Below are 15,531 nucleotides of genomic sequence, written 5' to 3'. Positions count from 1 at the left end.
AAGTTCATACCCCAAATCGGCTGAAGTTAGCTTATGCTAACCATACTTGTCCGATGGGGGAGCAAACGATCGAAAGGAGACGCCGGGCCGCCTGCATGCACTGCACCCCGGACAACGCCGATGACCATCTGCACCCCCATCCCCAAAGCAGCAAATAGCGACGCCACCCCGTCCCCCACCCTGCCCGGCGGTCTGCGATGACCGCCCCGGTCTGGATGGCCGTCCCGCCCGAAGTGCACTCGGCCCTGCTCAGCAGCGGCCCCGGCGCCGGACCGCTGTTGGCAGCCGCCGGAGCATGGAGCGCCCTGAGCACCGAATACTCCTCTGCGGCAAGCGAATTGACGGCCCTGATGGGCACCGTGCAGGCCGGAGCCTGGGAGGGTCCGAGCGCCGAGCGTTACACGGCGGCACATGTTCCCTACCTGGCGTGGCTGAGCGAGACGAGCGCGAGCACCGCCGGGGTGGCCGCCCAGATCGAGACCGCGGCGGCGTCCTACACCGCCGCACTGGCGGCCATGCCATCGCTGGCCGAGCTGGCGGCCAACCGGGCGACCCTCGGTGTGCTGGTGGCCACCAACTTCTTCGGGATCAACACCATCCCCATCGCGGTCAACGAGGCCGACTACGTTCGCATGTGGATTCAGGCCGCGACCACGATGACCGTCTATCAGGGGGCTTCCGAGGTGGCGATGACAGCCGCACCACCGTCCACCGCGGCGCCCATACTGCTGGCCCCGGGTGTCGGGGAAGCAGGCGCCGGGTCGGCGGCCATGACGCAGTCGGCCGCGGTGGCCAGGGCCGGCGAATCGGGCTCGTCCCTGAGCCTGAGCGACTTGATCAGCTCGTACGAGGAGTTCGTCGAATGGATCGAGGCCAACGATCCGATCGGGAATTGGATCAAGGGGCAGTCCGACCACTTCTACGGCATGTACGACCAGCTCCGGGAATTCATTCTCGAGCCCTGGAAGATCCCGCAGATCCTCGGTGAGATCATCGCCGACCCGTCGTTGCTGTTCAGCACCTATATCAATGTGTTCTTCCTCGGTGCCTACGCGGCGACCTTCGCGGTGCTGGGCACCCCGCTGTACGCCGCGGCGGTCGCTGCGGCCTCGCCGGCCATGCTCGGACTGCTCGGGATCGTCGGGATGGCGAATGCCTACGACATTCCGATCGAGGTGCCGGCCGAGGAGATCGCCCCGCGCGCCGAGCAGCCTGCGGTGGCCGCGCTGCCCGGCTCCCCGGCACCCGCATCGGTGACCGCGGGCGCCGCACCTACGACGGCACCCAGCTCCGCGCCCGCCGCCCCCGCACCGTCAACTCCCGCTCCGATGCCGGCCGGGGCCGAGAACGCCCTCTATGCGGTGCCGGGCGGAGGTTCAGGATTCGGTTTCGGCTCGACATCGAAATACAGCGCCACAGCCAAGGCTTCGGACTCCGTCGGGGCTTCCGCGGCGGCCGCAGCGACGGCGGCAGCGATCAACAAGCGACGGGCCCAGGCCCGCAAGCGTCGCGGCGGGACGGCCAAGGACCGCGGTTACCGCTACGAGTTCATGACGGCCGACGGCGACGCCGCCGCGCCCACGCCCGAGCAACCCGCGAGCACCAGCGCATCCGGCAGCGGCGCCGGAGATCTCGGATTCACCGGCACCTCGATGAAATCCGCCGTTGCGGGCCCGGCCGGGCTGACCATGCTGGACGATGACACGTTCGGCAGCGGTACCACCACCCCGATGATGCCGGGCAGCTGGCAACCTGGGGCAGACGAACAACCCGAGAACGAGGCCGGCGCCTAACCGATCTGTGTTGAGGCCGTGAACAATTGGTGAGAACCCGAGCCAGAGGCCGTGCGTGACGCCCGGTGCCCGGCAACTCATGGCAATACTGGTGTCTCCGAGCTGAGGGGGCATCGCATGACCGGCAACACCGCGCAGCAGCCCGGCAGCTGGGAAAGCACGCTCCCCCACTTCTCGACCATGGAGAAGCACGGCGGCATCACCGTGCCGATCTGCCGGCCGTCGGAAACGCTGCGGTTCTTCGCCGGGCTCAGCTTCGTGCTGTGGGCGGTGGTCGCGGTCGGCGCGGGTTTCTGGTTTCACAGCATGCAGACCCACGACCCATCGCCCTGGTTGGGTGTCGCGACGATCGTGGGTTCGTTCCTGCCCGCCATCCTCGCGACCATCGTCGCCGACGAGGCCCGTGACACGTTCGGACAGCGCAGGACCGGCAATTGGATCGCCCTGATACCGGTGTTGTCCGGTGTCGCGGTCGGGTTACTCGGTGCCGCCGTCTGGTTCAGAGATTTCGGCAGCGGAGTCATCGCGCTGGCCAGCGTGGTGTGCTCGGCCGGCGCGGTGATCGCGACACTCACGGCATGGCGGGGTGCGCGTTACATACGGCGGCGCCAAGACCGGCTGGCGGCCTTGCGCGGCCACGGCGTTCGTTCGGCGGGCGAGCTGCGCAACCTGAAATTCCTGAAACGCTGGACCGCGGACGACCCGCAGTTCACCGTCACGGTCGCATTCGAGGGTCCGACCGGACACCGGGTGGTGACTGCGAACATGGTCGCCGATCACGCCCGGGTTCCGCTGGCGGGGTCACCCGTCGTCGTCTTCACCGCGCCTCACGACACGGGCGACGACGTCCTGATCGAACTCGACCCCGCCAACCCGCCCCAGTTCGACCCCGATCCCGGCGGCCGCTACCGCAAGCCGAGCGGCAATTAGCCGTTGCGGCTTGCGAGCTCCCGCAGCACCAGATCGGTTGCGTCCCAATCCATGCACTTGTCGGTGACCGACTGTCCATAGGTGAGCGGCCGCGCCTCGGGCGCCTGCGCACCGGCGACCAGGAAGCTCTCCAGCATCACACCGCTGATCGGCAGCCCGTCACGAACCAGCTGGGCCACCTCCACGGCCACCGACGCCTGGCGGACATGGTCCTTGCCGGAATTAGCGTGGCTGCAATCGATCACGACACGAGCGGGCAGCCCGGCACCGGTCAGCTTGGCTGCGGCATCGGCCACAGCGTCGGCCCCGTAGTTCGGTCCGTCGGTCCCGCCGCGCAGGATCACGTGGCAGTCCTCATTGCCTGCGGTGCTCACCACGGCGCCGCGGCCCATATCGTCCATACCGAAGAAGACATGCTCGGCGGCAGCGGCTTTCACGCCGTCGACCGCGACCTGGATGTTGCCGTCGGTGCCGTTCTTGAACCCGACCGGCATCGACAGCCCCGACGCCAGCTGGCGGTGCACCTGCGACTCGGTGGTCCTGGCGCCGATCGCGCCCCACGCCACGGCGTCGGCGATGTACTGCGGGCTGGTCGGCTCCAGGAACTCACACCCGACGGGCAGGCCGATGTCGATGATGTCGAGCAGCAGCTGACGGGCCACCCGGAGGCCACGCGCGACATCGTAGGTGCCGTCCATGCCCGGGTCGTTGATCAGACCCTTCCAACCGGTGGTGGTGCGCGGCTTCTCGAAGTACACCCGCATCACGATCTTGAGCTGATCCTTGAGCTCGTCGGCCACCTTGACCAACCGGCTGGCGTATTCGAGCGCGGCCGCGGGATCGTGCACCGAACACGGACCGACGACCACCAGCAGCCGGTCGTCCCGACCGGCCAGGATGTCGGCGATCTCGTCGCGGTCGCGGGCCACCCGCTCGGCGCGGCGCTCCCCCAGCGGGAACTCGGTCAGCACATCGTGCGGGCTGGGAATCGCGCTGAAACTACGGACCCGTCGGTCCGATGTGGCGGGGGCGTTGGCGATCTGCGCCAAATTCATTTTCAGGTGCCTTCCTGGGTGGTGGGCACCTGGCAAAGGATCCGGCGCCCTGTAACGACGAAAGGCAGCGACCGATGGTCACTGCCTGGGCTCCGGGTGGATGCGTGCTTAGTGCTGCGCTTTATCGGCTCCGCCCGGAGCCTCGATAAAGCGCCAATAGCTGGCACACACACCGATAGTCACGTCGGCCAGGCTACACCACTGAGCAGGCAGGGCAACAACCGGTGCGTTCACAACCGTGAGTTGTGACCACGACCTACGATCCTGATCATGCCGCTCAGCGCCCGGATGCCCGAGCTGGCAGCGTTCGAAGTGCTGCTGGCGATCGCGCGCACCGGCAGCCTCGGAGCCGCCGGGCGTGAACTGGGTCTCACCCAGCAAGCCGTGTCCGCCCGCCTGGCCTCCATCGAAGCCCAGACCGGGGTGAGGTTGGTGCAGCGCAGCCCCCGTGGATCGCGGCTGACCGCGGCCGGTGCGGTGGTCGCCGAGTGGGCCGACCAATTGCTCGACGTCGCAGGGCGCGTAGACGCCGGGTTGGCCGCGATGCGCAGCGAAAGCCACAGCCGGATCACCGTCGCGGCCAGCCTGACCATCGCCGAGCAACTCATGCCGCGGTGGCTGGTGTCGCTACAGGCCGATGCCGCGCGCCGCAATGTCGCGGCACCACAGGTCATCCTCACCGCGGCCAACAGCGACCAGGTGATCGCCGCGGTGCACGACGGTTCGGCCGACCTCGGCTTCATCGAATCCCCGGGTACGCCGGCCGGTTTGCGCAGCCGGGTGATCGCCCATGACGAGTTGGTCGCCGTGGTACCCCCGGATCACAAGTGGGCCCGCCGATCGGTCCCGGTCAGCCCGACCGAACTCAACGAGAAGGCGCTGGTGTCACGGGAAACCGGTTCGGGCACAAGGGAAGCGCTCAGTTCTGCGCTGCGGTCCGCGTTGGGCCCGTCGAGCCGCCAGTCCGATCCCGCGATCGAATTGTCCTCGGCGGCAGCGATGCGCGCCGCGGTGCTGGCCGGTGCTGGGCCGGCCGTGATGAGCCGGTTGGCCGTCGATGACGACCTCACGCTCGGCCGCCTGCGCGAGGTGCCCATCGCCGGGCTGGATCTGCGTCGCGAGTTGCGCGCCATCTGGTCGGGAGGCCGCACCCCGCCTGCCGGGGCGGTGCGCGACCTGCTCAGTCACATCGCTTCACATCAACACCGCCGAGAGTGACGCAAGGGTCGTTTCCACAACCGAGGTGCGACCTCTGCGTCGCGCTCGACGCACCCGCCAAGTGTCAGCCGCGCAGTAGCCGGCCGGACCGCACCCCGCGCACCGTGTTGGTGGCGACCGTGACCCAGGCGCCGAGCAACAGCACGTACAACACGACCGCAAGCCCGGAAATGGCCGCCGCACCGGTGGCGGCACCCAGCGCGGTCGCACCCGTGACGCAGGTGCCCACCGGGAAGGTGAAGCTCCACCAGGTCAGGCTGAACGACAACCCGCGCCGCGCGGCGTGCACCGTGAGTGCGGTCGCGAGGCAGAACACGAACGCTCCGAATCCACCCATCACCAGGCCGTACACGATGCCGAAGGCATGCAGCGCCGAGACCGTGGCCGCGTCGGTGAGCACCGATCCGGCGTGGGCGGCCAGCAGATTGGCCGCGGTGATCGACTGGCCGACAACACCGAGCACGATCCACACCGTGGGAATCGCCTGCACCTGGCTGAAGCCGCCGTGCATGAGCCGCGAATACACCATGGTCGTGGTGATCAGACCGGCCAGCAGGCCCAAACCGAACATGGCGTAGCAGGCCACCAGCAGGGTCATCCCGGCCTGTCCCGGGCCGAGGTGGGACAGCAGCAGGGCGCCGGTGGAGGCCGACACCATGGGCGAAACCACCGGCATCATCCAGGCCGGGACCGCCTCCACGTCGGTGTGGTCCTCGCGGGTGATCATCGCGAACGGAAGCCACAGAGCGACAACCAATCCCAATACCGTGCCGGCGGTCCACAACACCACGTCCAGGGCCAGCGCCGCGGACGGCCCGATGATCGCCGGGCCCAGCAGCAGCGCCCCGGCCCCGACGGTGAGCAGCGCCATGGCCGGTGCACCGTAGAACTGGCCCACCACATGATGCGCGGCATAGGCTTTCGCCTGCTCGCGGTGCCGGATCCAGTGCGTGGCGAAGGCCGCGGTCAGCACCACCAGCACGGTGCCGGCAAGAACCCATACCGCAGTGGCGAACTCGTGAAGTCCCGGCACATGCAGCGGCAGGGTGGCCGCGGCCGTCGCGACGATTCCGGTGCCCATCACCGAGGCGAACCAGTTCGGCGTGATGTGCCGGAACGCCGAACCCGCACTGTCCAATTCGGCCAGCAGAGCGGTATGGAACGGCCTCTCGGCTGTATAGGCGGCGGAGTAAATGGTCACGTCAACAATGTTCGCGGCGACGATCGATCACCGGTAGGCGCCACAATGTTGTGGCGTCACAAACCAGACTTGTGACTCACACGTACCGGTTGCGGCCTGCCAACGCCCCGACCGCCATCTGCACCAGGTAGACGACCAGCACCATGGCCCACGGCGCGGTCCAGCCGCCGGTCATGTCGTGGAGCAGCCCGAACGAGAACGGACCCACGCCGGCCAGCAGGTAGCCGAAGCCCTGCGCCATCCCGGAGAGCCGCGCGGTGTCCTCGGCATTGCGGGCACGCAGCGCGATCACTGTGAGCGCCAACGAGAACACGCTCATCCCGATGCCGATCAAGAAGCTCCACAGCAGCGGCGCCGCGCCCGGATCCACGAGCAGGCCGATGGTGCCGGTGATCCCGACGACGCCCAGCCCCACGATCCAGCCACTCTGGTTCTTCTGCTTGGCCGCCAGCGGCGGAACGATCAGGCTGATCGGGACCGCGAGGATCGACACCAGCCCCAGCAACAGCCCGGCATCGGTCTTGCTCACCCCGTTGTCGATGAACACCTCGGGCAACCAGCCCATCACGACATAGGCCAGGAACGACTGGCAGCCGAAGAACAGCGTGACCGTCCACGCCAACGGGCTGCGCAACAGGGACCGCGCGGATGCACCCGAGGGAGCTTTCTCGGTGCGGGCCTGGCTGATGCCGCGGGCGCCGACCAGCCAGAACAGCAGCGCGACGACAGCCACCAAGGCCCAGGAGCCCAGGGCCCCACGCCAGCCGCCGAGCAGGGGCTCCAGCGGCGGGGTGACCGCAGATCCCAGCGCCCCGCCGCCCTGCAGGGCCGCGGTGTAGATACCGGTCATCAGACCGATCTGGGCGGGGAACGATCCCTTGATCACGACGGGGATGAGCACGTTGACCAGCGCGATACCCCCGGTGGCCACCAGCGTTCCGCCGATCACCACGTACGGCCCGTCCAGCACCCGCACGACCAGGCCGATGCTGAGGATCACCAGGGCGACCGAGATCGCCCGCCCCAACCCGATCCGGCGGGCCAACCACGGAGCGGTCAGTCCGGCTGCCGCGAAGCACAGGCCCGGCAGGGTGGTCAGCACGCCGGCCCAGACCGCCGAGGCACCGAGCGATTCCCGCATTTCCCCGAGAACCGGTCCGATGCTGGTGATGGCGGGGCGCAGGTTCAGCGCGGTCAAGATCACCGCCACGACAAGCAGGACTCCGCCCGCTGCCATCGTCCCGGGGCGGACCTCTACGGCACCGTCCAGCTCGAGCTCCAGATCGTGCTCGTAACCGTTCAGGGATTCATTGCGCAGGGTCCTACTCACCCGGTTATGATGCCATACATCCCATGATTGGATGAAAGGACTTTCCAGTGCCGCTCGCCACAACGCGACGCACGGGCCTGGTCGACCAGGTCATCGAGCAATTGCGCACCCTGGTCACCTCCGGCGAATGGCCGGTCGACAGCCGGATTCCCACCGAGCCCGAACTGGTCGAGGCCCTCGGCGTCGGGCGCAACACCGTGCGCGAGGCCGTCCGGGCCCTGGCGCACAACGGCATCTTCGAAGTACGCCAGGGCGACGGCACCTACGTGCGCGCCACCAGCGAGGTATCGGCAGCACTGCGCCGGCTGTGCGGATCCGAACTGCGCGACGTGCTGCAGGTCCGCCGCTGCCTCGAGGTGGAGGGCGCCCGACTGGCCGCCACCGCGCGTACCGAGGAAGACCTCGCCGAACTCCGCGCCCAACTGGCGCACACCGACACCACCGACCACGCGCAGTTCACGCACTCCGACACCGAGTTCCACCTGGCCGTCGTGCGGGCGTCGCACAACCCGGTGCTCATCGAGATCTACCGGGGACTGCTGGAGGCGATCACCGCCAGCGTCGCGACCACGAGCGCCGCCCCCGGCGGCATGTTTCCGCACGACGGGTTGGTGGAGGCCATCGCCGCAGGCGACGTGGAGCGCGCCGGGCGCGAGGCCGCGGGCTTCCTCGACGAGATCCTGGCCCGGTCAACGGTTCAGGACTGCTGAGCAGCCCGGGGCCTAGAACGGCGCGTCGTCTATGCGCGCCCGGGTCAGCGGCAGCCGTAGCAACAGCCGCGCACCGCCCAGCGGACTCTCCAGCAAAGCCGCTGTGCCGCCGTGCAATTCGGCCTGCTGGGCGACCAGGGCCAGGCCCAGGCCGGATCCAGAACGCGACGCGGTGGAGCCGCGAGCGAACCGCTCGAACACCTCGGCCCGTTCCACCTCCGGCACCCCGGAGCCGTTGTCGTCGACCACGATCTGCACGTCGTCGGCCGAACTGACTGCGCTGAGCCGGATTTCGGTGGCGCCACCGTGTTTGACGGCGTTGGCGATGGCGTTGTCGATCACCAGGCGCAGACCCGCGGGCATGCCCAGCATCAGCACCGTCGGCGAGGGCATCAGGGTGGCCCGCAGGCCCGGGTACGTGCGCAGCGCGTCGTGCGCGGCGCGATCGAGCAGTTCGGTGACATCCATCGGCACGAAATCCTCGACCGTGGTCAACTCCCCCTGAGCCAACCGCTCCAGGGCGGTCAGGGTGCCCTCGATGCGGCTCTGCGTGCGCAGCACGTCCCCGATCACCTCCTGGCGCTGCTCGGCGGTCATGTCCAGGGTGGACAGCACTTCCAGGTTGGTACGCATCGCCGTCAGCGGGGTGCGCAGTTCATGGGAGGCCACCGCGGCGAAATCGCGGGCCGATTCCAATGCGGCCTTGGTGCGCTCCTGTTCATTGCCGATGCGCGCCAGCATGCCCTCGACCGCCTCGGCGATCTCCACGGCCTCGCGCACACCGCGCACCTGCACCTCGTCAGGCTTGGACTGCGCGTTGATGGCGCGGGCCTGCTGGGCCAGCAGGCGAAACGGCGTGATCATCACCAGCGAGATCATCCAGCCCACCACGACAGTGCTGCCGATGACCCCGCCGCAGATCAGCAGGACCCGCAGGTGCAACTCGTCGATCCGGCGCTGCGTCTCCGCCAGCGGCGCCCCGAGCGCGATGCTGGCCGGACCCGCGGTGAACGTCCGCACGCGGTACTCGACCCCGTCGATGGTGGTGTTGGCGTAACCGTTCTCCAGCCGCGGCAGGACGATGTCGCTGGGCACCGAGACGCTGACACCGCCGATGTGCGCGGTGCGGACCAATCCGCCGTCGTCGGGCATGGACTTGTCGGCCGAACCCTGCTTCGTGGCAGTGAGCAGCGTGCTCACGTCACCGAGGCTGCTCAACGAATCCAGCCGCCGGTCCAGCTGGCTGTATTGGTCGTTGGTGACGCCGATCCATACCCAGGTCCCGAGCGTGATGACGGTGACGACCACCGACAGCGCACCGACGATGACGATGGTGCGCAGCGACAGCACCCGCATCACCGGCCGCAGCACGGGCCGCAACAGGTTCAGCACGCGCTCTTCGAGATTCACCGGCGCTATCTTGCCCGATCCGCGCGGGTCGATGCCCGGGCACTCCACCGACCACGAATCATCGTCAACTTGTGGTTGACGACATCAGATCGTCAACCTAGAGTTGACGCATGAGCCAACCCGTCACCATCACCAACCCCGTCCGTCTCGACGACCTCATCGGCGCGATCAAGAAGGCTCACACCGAACCTCTTGAACAGTTGATCGACGCCGTGATCGCCGCGGACGCCCTCGGCGAGATCGCCGACCACCTGATCGGACATTTCGTCGACCAGGCGCGGCGCTCGGGCGCCTCCTGGACCGACATCGGCAAGGCCATGGGAGTCACCAAACAGGCCGCCCAGAAGCGCTTTGTGCCGAAGGTTCCCGATTTCGACCCGGCCGCACTCGATCCCAACGCCGGATTCGGCCGGTTCACCCCGCGGGCCCGCAACGTCGTCGTCGTCTCGCAAAACACCGCGCACGCGGCGCGCAACGCCGAGATCACCCCTGAACACCTGTTGCTGGCACTGTTCGCCGAACCCGACGGAATCGCCGCCAAACTCCTTGTGAGTCAAGGCATCACCGCCGAGGCCGCCCGTGCCGCCATCACCCTGCCGCCGCCCAGCGGGGAGGTACCGGCACTGATCCCGTTCAACGGGGGCGCCAAGAAGGCGCTGGAACTGACCTTCCGCCAAGCACTTCGGCTCGGCCACAACTACATCGGCACCGAGCACATCCTGCTCGCCCTGGCCGAGGCCGAAGGCGAGGACGGACCGCTGCACCGGCTCGGCGCCGACCCGCAGCGCTTCGAGACCGAACTGGCCGCCGCCCTGGCCCCGTTCGCCGCCAAAGGCCAGGACACCGAAGAGGAATGAACCGGGAATGAAAGCGTCGGCGCAACCGTAGAACCTGATGTGTTTCTCAATGACGCCGCACGCGAGTTGATCGGCGCAGGCGCCGACGCCACGCTCGTCACGCTTAATCCGGACGGTAGTCCACAGGTCACCCTGGTCTGGGTGGCGTTGCAGTCCACCCCGGACGGTGACGAACTCGTCACCGCCCATCTGTCCGAACACAAGAAGGTCCGGAACGTCCGCCGCGACCCCCGGGTCGCGGTGACGATCGTCGATCCCGGCCGGGTCGGCGAGGTGATGCGGCCGTACCTGGCGATCAACGGCACCGCGCGCATCGTCGAAGGCGGTGCACCGGAACTTCTCGAGGAGCTGGCGCAGACGCTGGCCGCTCCCGACGCTCCGTTCCCGCCGAAGGATGCGCCGCCAGGGTGGCTGACCCGCATCCGGATCGACAAGGTGGGCGGCGTCGGGCCCTGGGTGTCCTGACCCATCCGGCTGTAACACGTTTCACTCTGTGCGATCATGCCTGGCATGCCTCGCTGGTTTGCGTTCATGTTCACGGCCATGGTGGTGGCGGTTACCGCCCTGGTGGCCCCGCCGGCGGCCTCGGCCGATAGCACCCCGATCGGCAACATCGGCGAGACGCTGCGCGTCCAGACCGACAACGGCATCGTCGCCGATGTCACCGTGCACGACGTGCTCGCCAGCGACGTTCCGCCCGGCTGGGGCTGGAACGGCTCGCCGCGATGGCGCGCCCAGGGCGGGCCGTGGCGGGTCCCGATCACGGTGACGACCCTCCAGGCACCCAACCCATATGCGATGGCGCTGGCCTTCACCTTCAACGGCGTCACCCCGTACGCCGACGCGTACGCACCCAAGCACACCGATGCGCCCAACCGGCTCGAGGCCGCGCTGCGCAACGCGCCCCCGGGTGCCACCGTCAACGGCGATGTGTACTGGGACGTGTACCGCGCACTGGTCACCAACGTGGTGCTGACCGACACCAAGTCGGGCAAGCACCTGGCGCAGTGGAATCTGTGGCAGCCGGGCGCGCCCCTGCCTTGATCAGCCTCGCCACGGCGGCTGATCTTCCGGAACTCGCGGCGGTCGCCGCCGCCACCTTTCCCCTGGCCTGTCCCCCGTCGGTGACGCCGGACAACATCGCCGCATTCATCGCCGAGACCCTTTCGGTGGAACGCTTCGGCGAGTACCTCACCGATCCGAACCGCATCGTGCTGGTGGCGCGGGAGGACTCGATAACGGGATACGCCATGCTGATTCACGGTGTCCCCGACAACAGTGACGTCCAGCGGGCGGTGACGCAGCGGCCCGCGCTGGAGTTGTCGAAGATCTATGTGCTGCCCGGTCGGCACGGCGGCGGTGTGGCCCAGGCCCTGATGTCCGCTGCCCTGGGCAGCGCGGCCGAATCCGGCGCCGGCTGCGTGTGGCTGGGGGTCAACCAGCAGAACCGGCGCGCTCAGCGCTTCTACGCCAAGAACGGTTTCACCGTCAGCGGCACCAAGACCTTCCGGCTCGGGACCCGCATCGAGAACGACTACGTGATGGTCCGCCCGGTCTAGGCGGTCTTCTGCTGCGCGGCGGCCGTCAGGGCCAGCAGCCGCGACGTGGCCCGCAGGTACTTCTTCCGGAACCCACCGGCCACCATCTCCGGGCTGAAGATGGTGTCCAGCTTGGTCCCCGATGCCAGCACCGGGACACCCGCGTCGTAGAGCCGGTCGGTCAGTGCCACCAGGCGCAGCGCCACGCTCTGGTCCTCGATCGGGTGCACCCCGGTGATGAACACCTCGGTGACGCCTTCGATCAACGCGTGATAGCGCGACGGGTGCATGGTGGCCAGATGCGCACACAGCGCGTCGAAGTCGTCGAGGGTCGCGCCGGCGACTTGCTCGGCGCGCTGCGCCACCTCGTCATCGGACAGCGGCTCGGGGGCCGGCGGCAGGTCACGATGCCGGTAGTCGGGCCCCTCGATCCGCACGGTGGTGAAGATCTGGGCCAGCGTGTTGATCTCACGCAGGAAGTCCTGGGCGGCGAACCGGCCCTCACCCAACTGTTCGGGCAGGGTGTTCGAGGTGGCCGCGATCGACACCCCGCGCTCAACCAGAGCCGAGAGCAACCGGGAGATCAGCGTCGTGTTGCCCGGGTCGTCGAGTTCGAACTCGTCGATGCACACCACCACATAGTCCGAGAGCAGGTCGATGCACTCGTTGTAGCCGAACACGCCGGCGAGCTGGGTCAGCTCACCGAACGTGGCGAACGCCGTCGGTGCTTCGCCCTGAGACAGCGTGTAATAGGTCGAGGCCAGCAGGTGGGTCTTGCCGACGCCGAACCCGCCGTCCAGGTACAGCCCGACCCCGGGCAGGACCTCGCGCTTGCCGAACAGCTTCTTCTTACCGGCCCGTCGAAGCCTGGCCTGCTCGCAGAAACTGCGGCAGGATTCCACCGCGGCGGCCTGGGACGGTTCGGCGGGATCCGGGCGGTAGCTGTCGTAGCTGACGTCGGCGAACGTCGGCGGCGGAACCAGCTGGGCGACCAGCCGCTCCGGTGTGACGGTGGGATGACGATCGGCGAGATGAGCGACGCCGCTGGACCCGTGCATGGGGGCAGCGTAGCGACGTGCTCCAATTCAGTTCATGTCCGATGACACCGCCGGCACGAACCTGACCGTGCTGGGAAACGTCGACAAGATCGCCGACGGACAGCTGGCCCAGTACTACGCCTACCCCGATGACCTGCAGAGATGTTGGGTGCGCGGCAACATGATCAGCAGCCTGGACGGCGGTGCCACCGAGGACGGCAAGTCTGGCGGGCTGGGCGGTCCGGGTGACCGGGCTGTGTTCAATCTCATGCGCCACGCCGCCGACGTCATCCTGATGGGCGCGGCGACGGTGCGGATCGAGAACTACTCCGGCGTGCAGCTCTCGGTCGCCCAACGGCAGGAGCGCCAGCGGCGTGGCCAGGCCGAAGTGCCGCCGATCGCCGTCATCACCGCATCGGCAGAGCTCGACCACCACTCCAAGTTCTTCACCCGCACCGAGGTGGCGCCTTTGATCCTCACCGCCACCGAGACCGTCTCCGACGCACGGCACCGGCTGGGCACTCTCGCGGAGGTACTCGACGCCTCCGGCGCGGACCCCACGCGCGTCGACCCGGCGGTGGCACTGCGAATCCTCGCCGAACGCAAGCTCTTCCGGGTGCTGACCGAGGGCGGCCCGTCGCTGCTGAGCCTGCTCATCGAAAACGACCTGCTCGACGAGCTGTGCCTGACCGTGGCGCCGATCCTGCTCGGCGGCGTGGCGCGGCGCATCGCCACCGGTCCGGGCCAGGCGCACACCCGGATGCGGCCCTCACGCCTGCTCACCGACGACGAGGGCTACCTGTACACGCGCTACGTCCGCGGGTAGTGCAAAACGTGTCGCTACTGTGGTCAGCATGCGTCATCAGCTGGTGAAAGCCCTGCGAAGGTCGGCGGTCGCCGTGCCCGTCCTGTCACTGGGGCTCACTGCCTGCGCGCCGCTGTTCGCCGCAGATCCGCGCTATGCCACCGATTCCGGTGCCCACCCGCAGGGACAGCCCGTGACCACCTCGGCGGGCCCACCCAGTGCCCCCGGCATCGACGCGCCCAAGAATGACCTGTCCTGGCGGGACTGCACCCCGCGCGTGTTCAGCGACGCCGGCGTCCAGCCGACTCCCGACGTGACGCTGGACTGTGCCACCTACGACGCCGATCTCGACTCGATCAACGGGGCCACCGGCACGGTGAGCATCGGCGTGGTGCGGGCCCGGTCCTCGCAGACCCCGCCCGACGCCGGTCCCCTGGTGATGACCACCGGATCCGACATCCCCACCTCGGTACAGCTGCCGACGTGGTTGGCGCGCTCGGGAACCGACATCCTCAAGACTCATCCGATCGTCGCTGTGGACCGGCGCGGTATCGGTATGTCCGGCGCGCTGGATTGCCGCGACGTCTACGACCGCCAGGAAATGCAGGACCAGACGCAGTTCCAGGCCGGTGACGATCCGGTGGCCAACCTGGGTGCGGTCACCATGACCGCGACCACCAGTTGCACCGACACGATCGCCCCGGGCGACTCGTCCTACGACAACGCGCACGCCGCCGAAGATCTGGAGCGGCTGCGCAGCACCTGGGATGTGCCCTCCCTGGCTCTGCTCGGCGTCGGCAACGGTGCCCAGGTGGCGCTCGCCTACGCCGGCTCGCACCCCAACAAGGTGTCGCGGCTGATCCTTGACTCCCCACTGCCGCTGGCGGTCGGTGCCGAGGCTGCGGCCGAACAGCGGGTCAAGGGGCAGCAGGCCGCACTGGACGCGTTCGCCGCGCAGTGCGTGGCCACCAACTGCCCGCTGGCCCCCGACCCGAAGGGCGCCGTCGATGCCCTGCTGGCCGACGCCCGCGCCGGCCGCGGACCCGGCGGAGCCTCGGTCGCCACGCTGGCCGACGCGATCGCCACCGGATTGGGCTTCCCCCAAGGCGACCGGGTGGCCGCCACCAACAACCTGGCCGGCGCCCTGGCCGCGGCCCGTGCAGGCGACGCAGGACCGATCTCGGGTTTGATCACCCAGGCCGACAACCTGCGCCAGACCGACGGACAGTTCGTCAACTCCTGCAGCGACGCACTCAACCGGCCCACCCCGGACCGCGTCCGCGAGCTGGTGGTCGCCTGGGGCAAGCTCTACCCGCAGTTCGGCGCTGTCGGCGCGCTGAACCTCGTCAAATGCCTCAACTGGCCCAGCGGCACGGCACCCAAAGACCCGCAGAACCTCAAGATTCCGGTGCTGCTCCTCGGTGTGCACAACGACCCGATCGTCGGCAACGAGGGCGTCGCCGCCGTCGCCGCGACCATCATCAACGCCGGCGCCAACAACCGCCGGGTGATGTGGCAGGGCATCGGCCACGGCGCCAGCATCTACACCCCGTGTGCACTGCCCCCGCTGACGGGCTACCTCAACAGCGGCAAACTGCCTGAGACCGACACGTACTGTCCCGCCTGACGCGGGGCCCGATCGGCGTC

At 68.5% G+C, this 15,531-nt stretch carries 15 protein-coding genes; 10 read left to right on the top strand and 5 right to left on the bottom strand.

Annotation, left to right across the window (positions count from 1 at the left end):
- Positions 1-197 precede the first annotated feature (197 nt).
- Both EH231_RS03715 and EH231_RS03710 read left to right on the top strand, forming a co-directional pair.
- On the top strand, positions 198-1,793 hold the full coding sequence (locus EH231_RS03715) for a PPE family protein (protein WP_124711896.1): 1,596 nt from the start codon (positions 198-200) through the stop codon (positions 1,791-1,793).
- Positions 1,794-1,910: 117 nt separating this feature from the next.
- Complete coding sequence (locus EH231_RS03710) at positions 1,911-2,723, top strand: DMT family transporter (RefSeq protein ID WP_124711895.1); 813 nt, start codon at positions 1,911-1,913, stop codon at positions 2,721-2,723.
- Here the strand turns inward: EH231_RS03710 and EH231_RS03705 are convergent.
- The gene (locus tag EH231_RS03705) at positions 2,720-3,778 is read right to left on the bottom strand and encodes a 3-deoxy-7-phosphoheptulonate synthase (protein WP_124711894.1); all 1,059 of its coding nucleotides are present in this window, start codon (positions 3,776-3,778) and stop codon (positions 2,720-2,722) included. The genes EH231_RS03710 and EH231_RS03705 overlap by 4 nt on opposite strands.
- 270 nt (positions 3,779-4,048) lie before the next feature.
- Here EH231_RS03705 and EH231_RS03700 point away from each other — a divergent pair, with 270 nt between their 5' ends.
- Positions 4,049-4,996: a LysR family transcriptional regulator gene (locus EH231_RS03700; protein WP_124711893.1), complete on the top strand. Its 948-nt coding sequence runs from the start codon at positions 4,049-4,051 to the stop codon at positions 4,994-4,996.
- Positions 4,997-5,060: 64 nt separating this feature from the next.
- Here EH231_RS03700 and EH231_RS03695 read toward each other — a convergent pair whose 3' ends face one another.
- Entirely contained in the window at positions 5,061-6,197 is a 1,137-nt protein-coding gene (locus EH231_RS03695; protein ID WP_241177878.1) for a TDT family transporter, read from the bottom strand.
- 76 nt (positions 6,198-6,273) lie between these two features.
- Positions 6,274-7,434 (bottom strand): CynX/NimT family MFS transporter, encoded by a 1,161-nt coding sequence (locus EH231_RS03690; RefSeq protein WP_164481150.1) that lies wholly within the window; start codon positions 7,432-7,434, stop codon positions 6,274-6,276.
- Positions 7,435-7,574: 140 nt separating this feature from the next.
- On the opposite strand from EH231_RS03690, the gene EH231_RS03685 reads away from it, so the two are divergent.
- Positions 7,575-8,237: a FadR/GntR family transcriptional regulator gene (locus EH231_RS03685; protein WP_090425350.1), complete on the top strand. Its 663-nt coding sequence runs from the start codon at positions 7,575-7,577 to the stop codon at positions 8,235-8,237.
- Positions 8,238-8,249: 12 nt separating this feature from the next.
- Here EH231_RS03685 and EH231_RS03680 read toward each other — a convergent pair whose 3' ends face one another.
- Entirely contained in the window at positions 8,250-9,593 is a 1,344-nt protein-coding gene (locus tag EH231_RS03680; protein WP_164481149.1) for a sensor histidine kinase, read from the bottom strand.
- Between the two features lie 164 nt (positions 9,594-9,757).
- On the opposite strand from EH231_RS03680, the gene EH231_RS03675 reads away from it, so the two are divergent.
- The 4 genes from EH231_RS03675 to EH231_RS03660 are packed head-to-tail and all read left to right on the top strand — an operon-like array spanning position 9,758 to position 12,063.
- On the top strand, positions 9,758-10,504 hold the full coding sequence (locus tag EH231_RS03675; RefSeq protein WP_124711890.1) for a Clp protease N-terminal domain-containing protein: 747 nt from the start codon (positions 9,758-9,760) through the stop codon (positions 10,502-10,504).
- A gap of 39 nt (positions 10,505-10,543) precedes the next feature.
- Complete coding sequence (locus EH231_RS03670; protein ID WP_090425347.1) at positions 10,544-10,969, top strand: PPOX class F420-dependent oxidoreductase; 426 nt, start codon at positions 10,544-10,546, stop codon at positions 10,967-10,969.
- Between the two features lie 45 nt (positions 10,970-11,014).
- The gene (locus EH231_RS03665; protein ID WP_124711889.1) at positions 11,015-11,548 is read left to right on the top strand and encodes a hypothetical protein; all 534 of its coding nucleotides are present in this window, start codon (positions 11,015-11,017) and stop codon (positions 11,546-11,548) included.
- Entirely contained in the window at positions 11,512-12,063 is a 552-nt protein-coding gene (locus EH231_RS03660; RefSeq protein ID WP_241177877.1) for a GNAT family N-acetyltransferase, read from the top strand. The genes EH231_RS03665 and EH231_RS03660 overlap by 37 nt, the downstream gene beginning before the upstream one ends.
- Here the strand turns inward: EH231_RS03660 and zapE are convergent.
- Positions 12,060-13,100 carry a cell division protein ZapE gene (gene zapE, locus EH231_RS03655; protein ID WP_124711888.1) on the bottom strand — a complete coding sequence of 347 codons (1,041 nt, stop codon included), beginning with the start codon at positions 13,098-13,100 and terminating at the stop codon, positions 12,060-12,062. The genes EH231_RS03660 and zapE overlap by 4 nt on opposite strands.
- A 34-nt stretch (positions 13,101-13,134) precedes the next feature.
- Here zapE and EH231_RS03650 point away from each other — a divergent pair, with 34 nt between their 5' ends.
- Positions 13,135-13,905, top strand: coding sequence for a pyrimidine reductase family protein (locus EH231_RS03650; protein ID WP_124711887.1), 771 nt, complete (start codon positions 13,135-13,137; stop codon positions 13,903-13,905).
- A 28-nt stretch (positions 13,906-13,933) separates the two neighbouring features.
- Entirely contained in the window at positions 13,934-15,511 is a 1,578-nt protein-coding gene (locus EH231_RS03645; protein ID WP_170856240.1) for an alpha/beta hydrolase, read from the top strand.
- The last annotated feature ends 20 nt before the right edge of the window (positions 15,512-15,531 follow it).

Origin of the sequence: Mycolicibacterium nivoides (genome assembly GCF_003855255.1) — a bacterium.
Taxonomy (GTDB): Bacteria; Actinomycetota; Actinomycetes; order Mycobacteriales; family Mycobacteriaceae; genus Mycobacterium; species Mycobacterium nivoides.
This window is presented reverse-complemented; position numbering and strand designations above follow the sequence as displayed.

Bases quoted from the DNA above. Each gene is read 5' to 3' on its own strand.
- EH231_RS03715 (WP_124711896.1), top strand. From the start codon at position 198: ATGACCGCCCCGGTCTGGATGGCCGTCCCGCCCGAAGTGCACTCGGCC.
- EH231_RS03710 (WP_124711895.1), top strand. From the start codon at position 1,911: ATGACCGGCAACACCGCGCAGCAGCCCGGCAGCTGGGAAAGCACGCTC.
- EH231_RS03705 (WP_124711894.1), bottom strand. From the start codon at position 3,778: ATGAATTTGGCGCAGATCGCCAACGCCCCCGCCACATCGGACCGACGG.
- EH231_RS03700 (WP_124711893.1), top strand. From the start codon at position 4,049: ATGCCGCTCAGCGCCCGGATGCCCGAGCTGGCAGCGTTCGAAGTGCTG.
- EH231_RS03690 (WP_164481150.1), bottom strand. From the start codon at position 7,434: ATGGCAGCGGGCGGAGTCCTGCTTGTCGTGGCGGTGATCTTGACCGCG.
- EH231_RS03680 (WP_164481149.1), bottom strand. From the start codon at position 9,593: ATGCGGGTGCTGTCGCTGCGCACCATCGTCATCGTCGGTGCGCTGTCG.
- EH231_RS03675 (WP_124711890.1), top strand. From the start codon at position 9,758: ATGAGCCAACCCGTCACCATCACCAACCCCGTCCGTCTCGACGACCTC.
- EH231_RS03665 (WP_124711889.1), top strand. From the start codon at position 11,015: ATGCCTCGCTGGTTTGCGTTCATGTTCACGGCCATGGTGGTGGCGGTT.
- zapE (WP_124711888.1), bottom strand. From the start codon at position 13,100: ATGCACGGGTCCAGCGGCGTCGCTCATCTCGCCGATCGTCATCCCACC.
- EH231_RS03650 (WP_124711887.1), top strand. From the start codon at position 13,135: ATGTCCGATGACACCGCCGGCACGAACCTGACCGTGCTGGGAAACGTC.
- EH231_RS03645 (WP_170856240.1), top strand. From the start codon at position 13,934: ATGCGTCATCAGCTGGTGAAAGCCCTGCGAAGGTCGGCGGTCGCCGTG.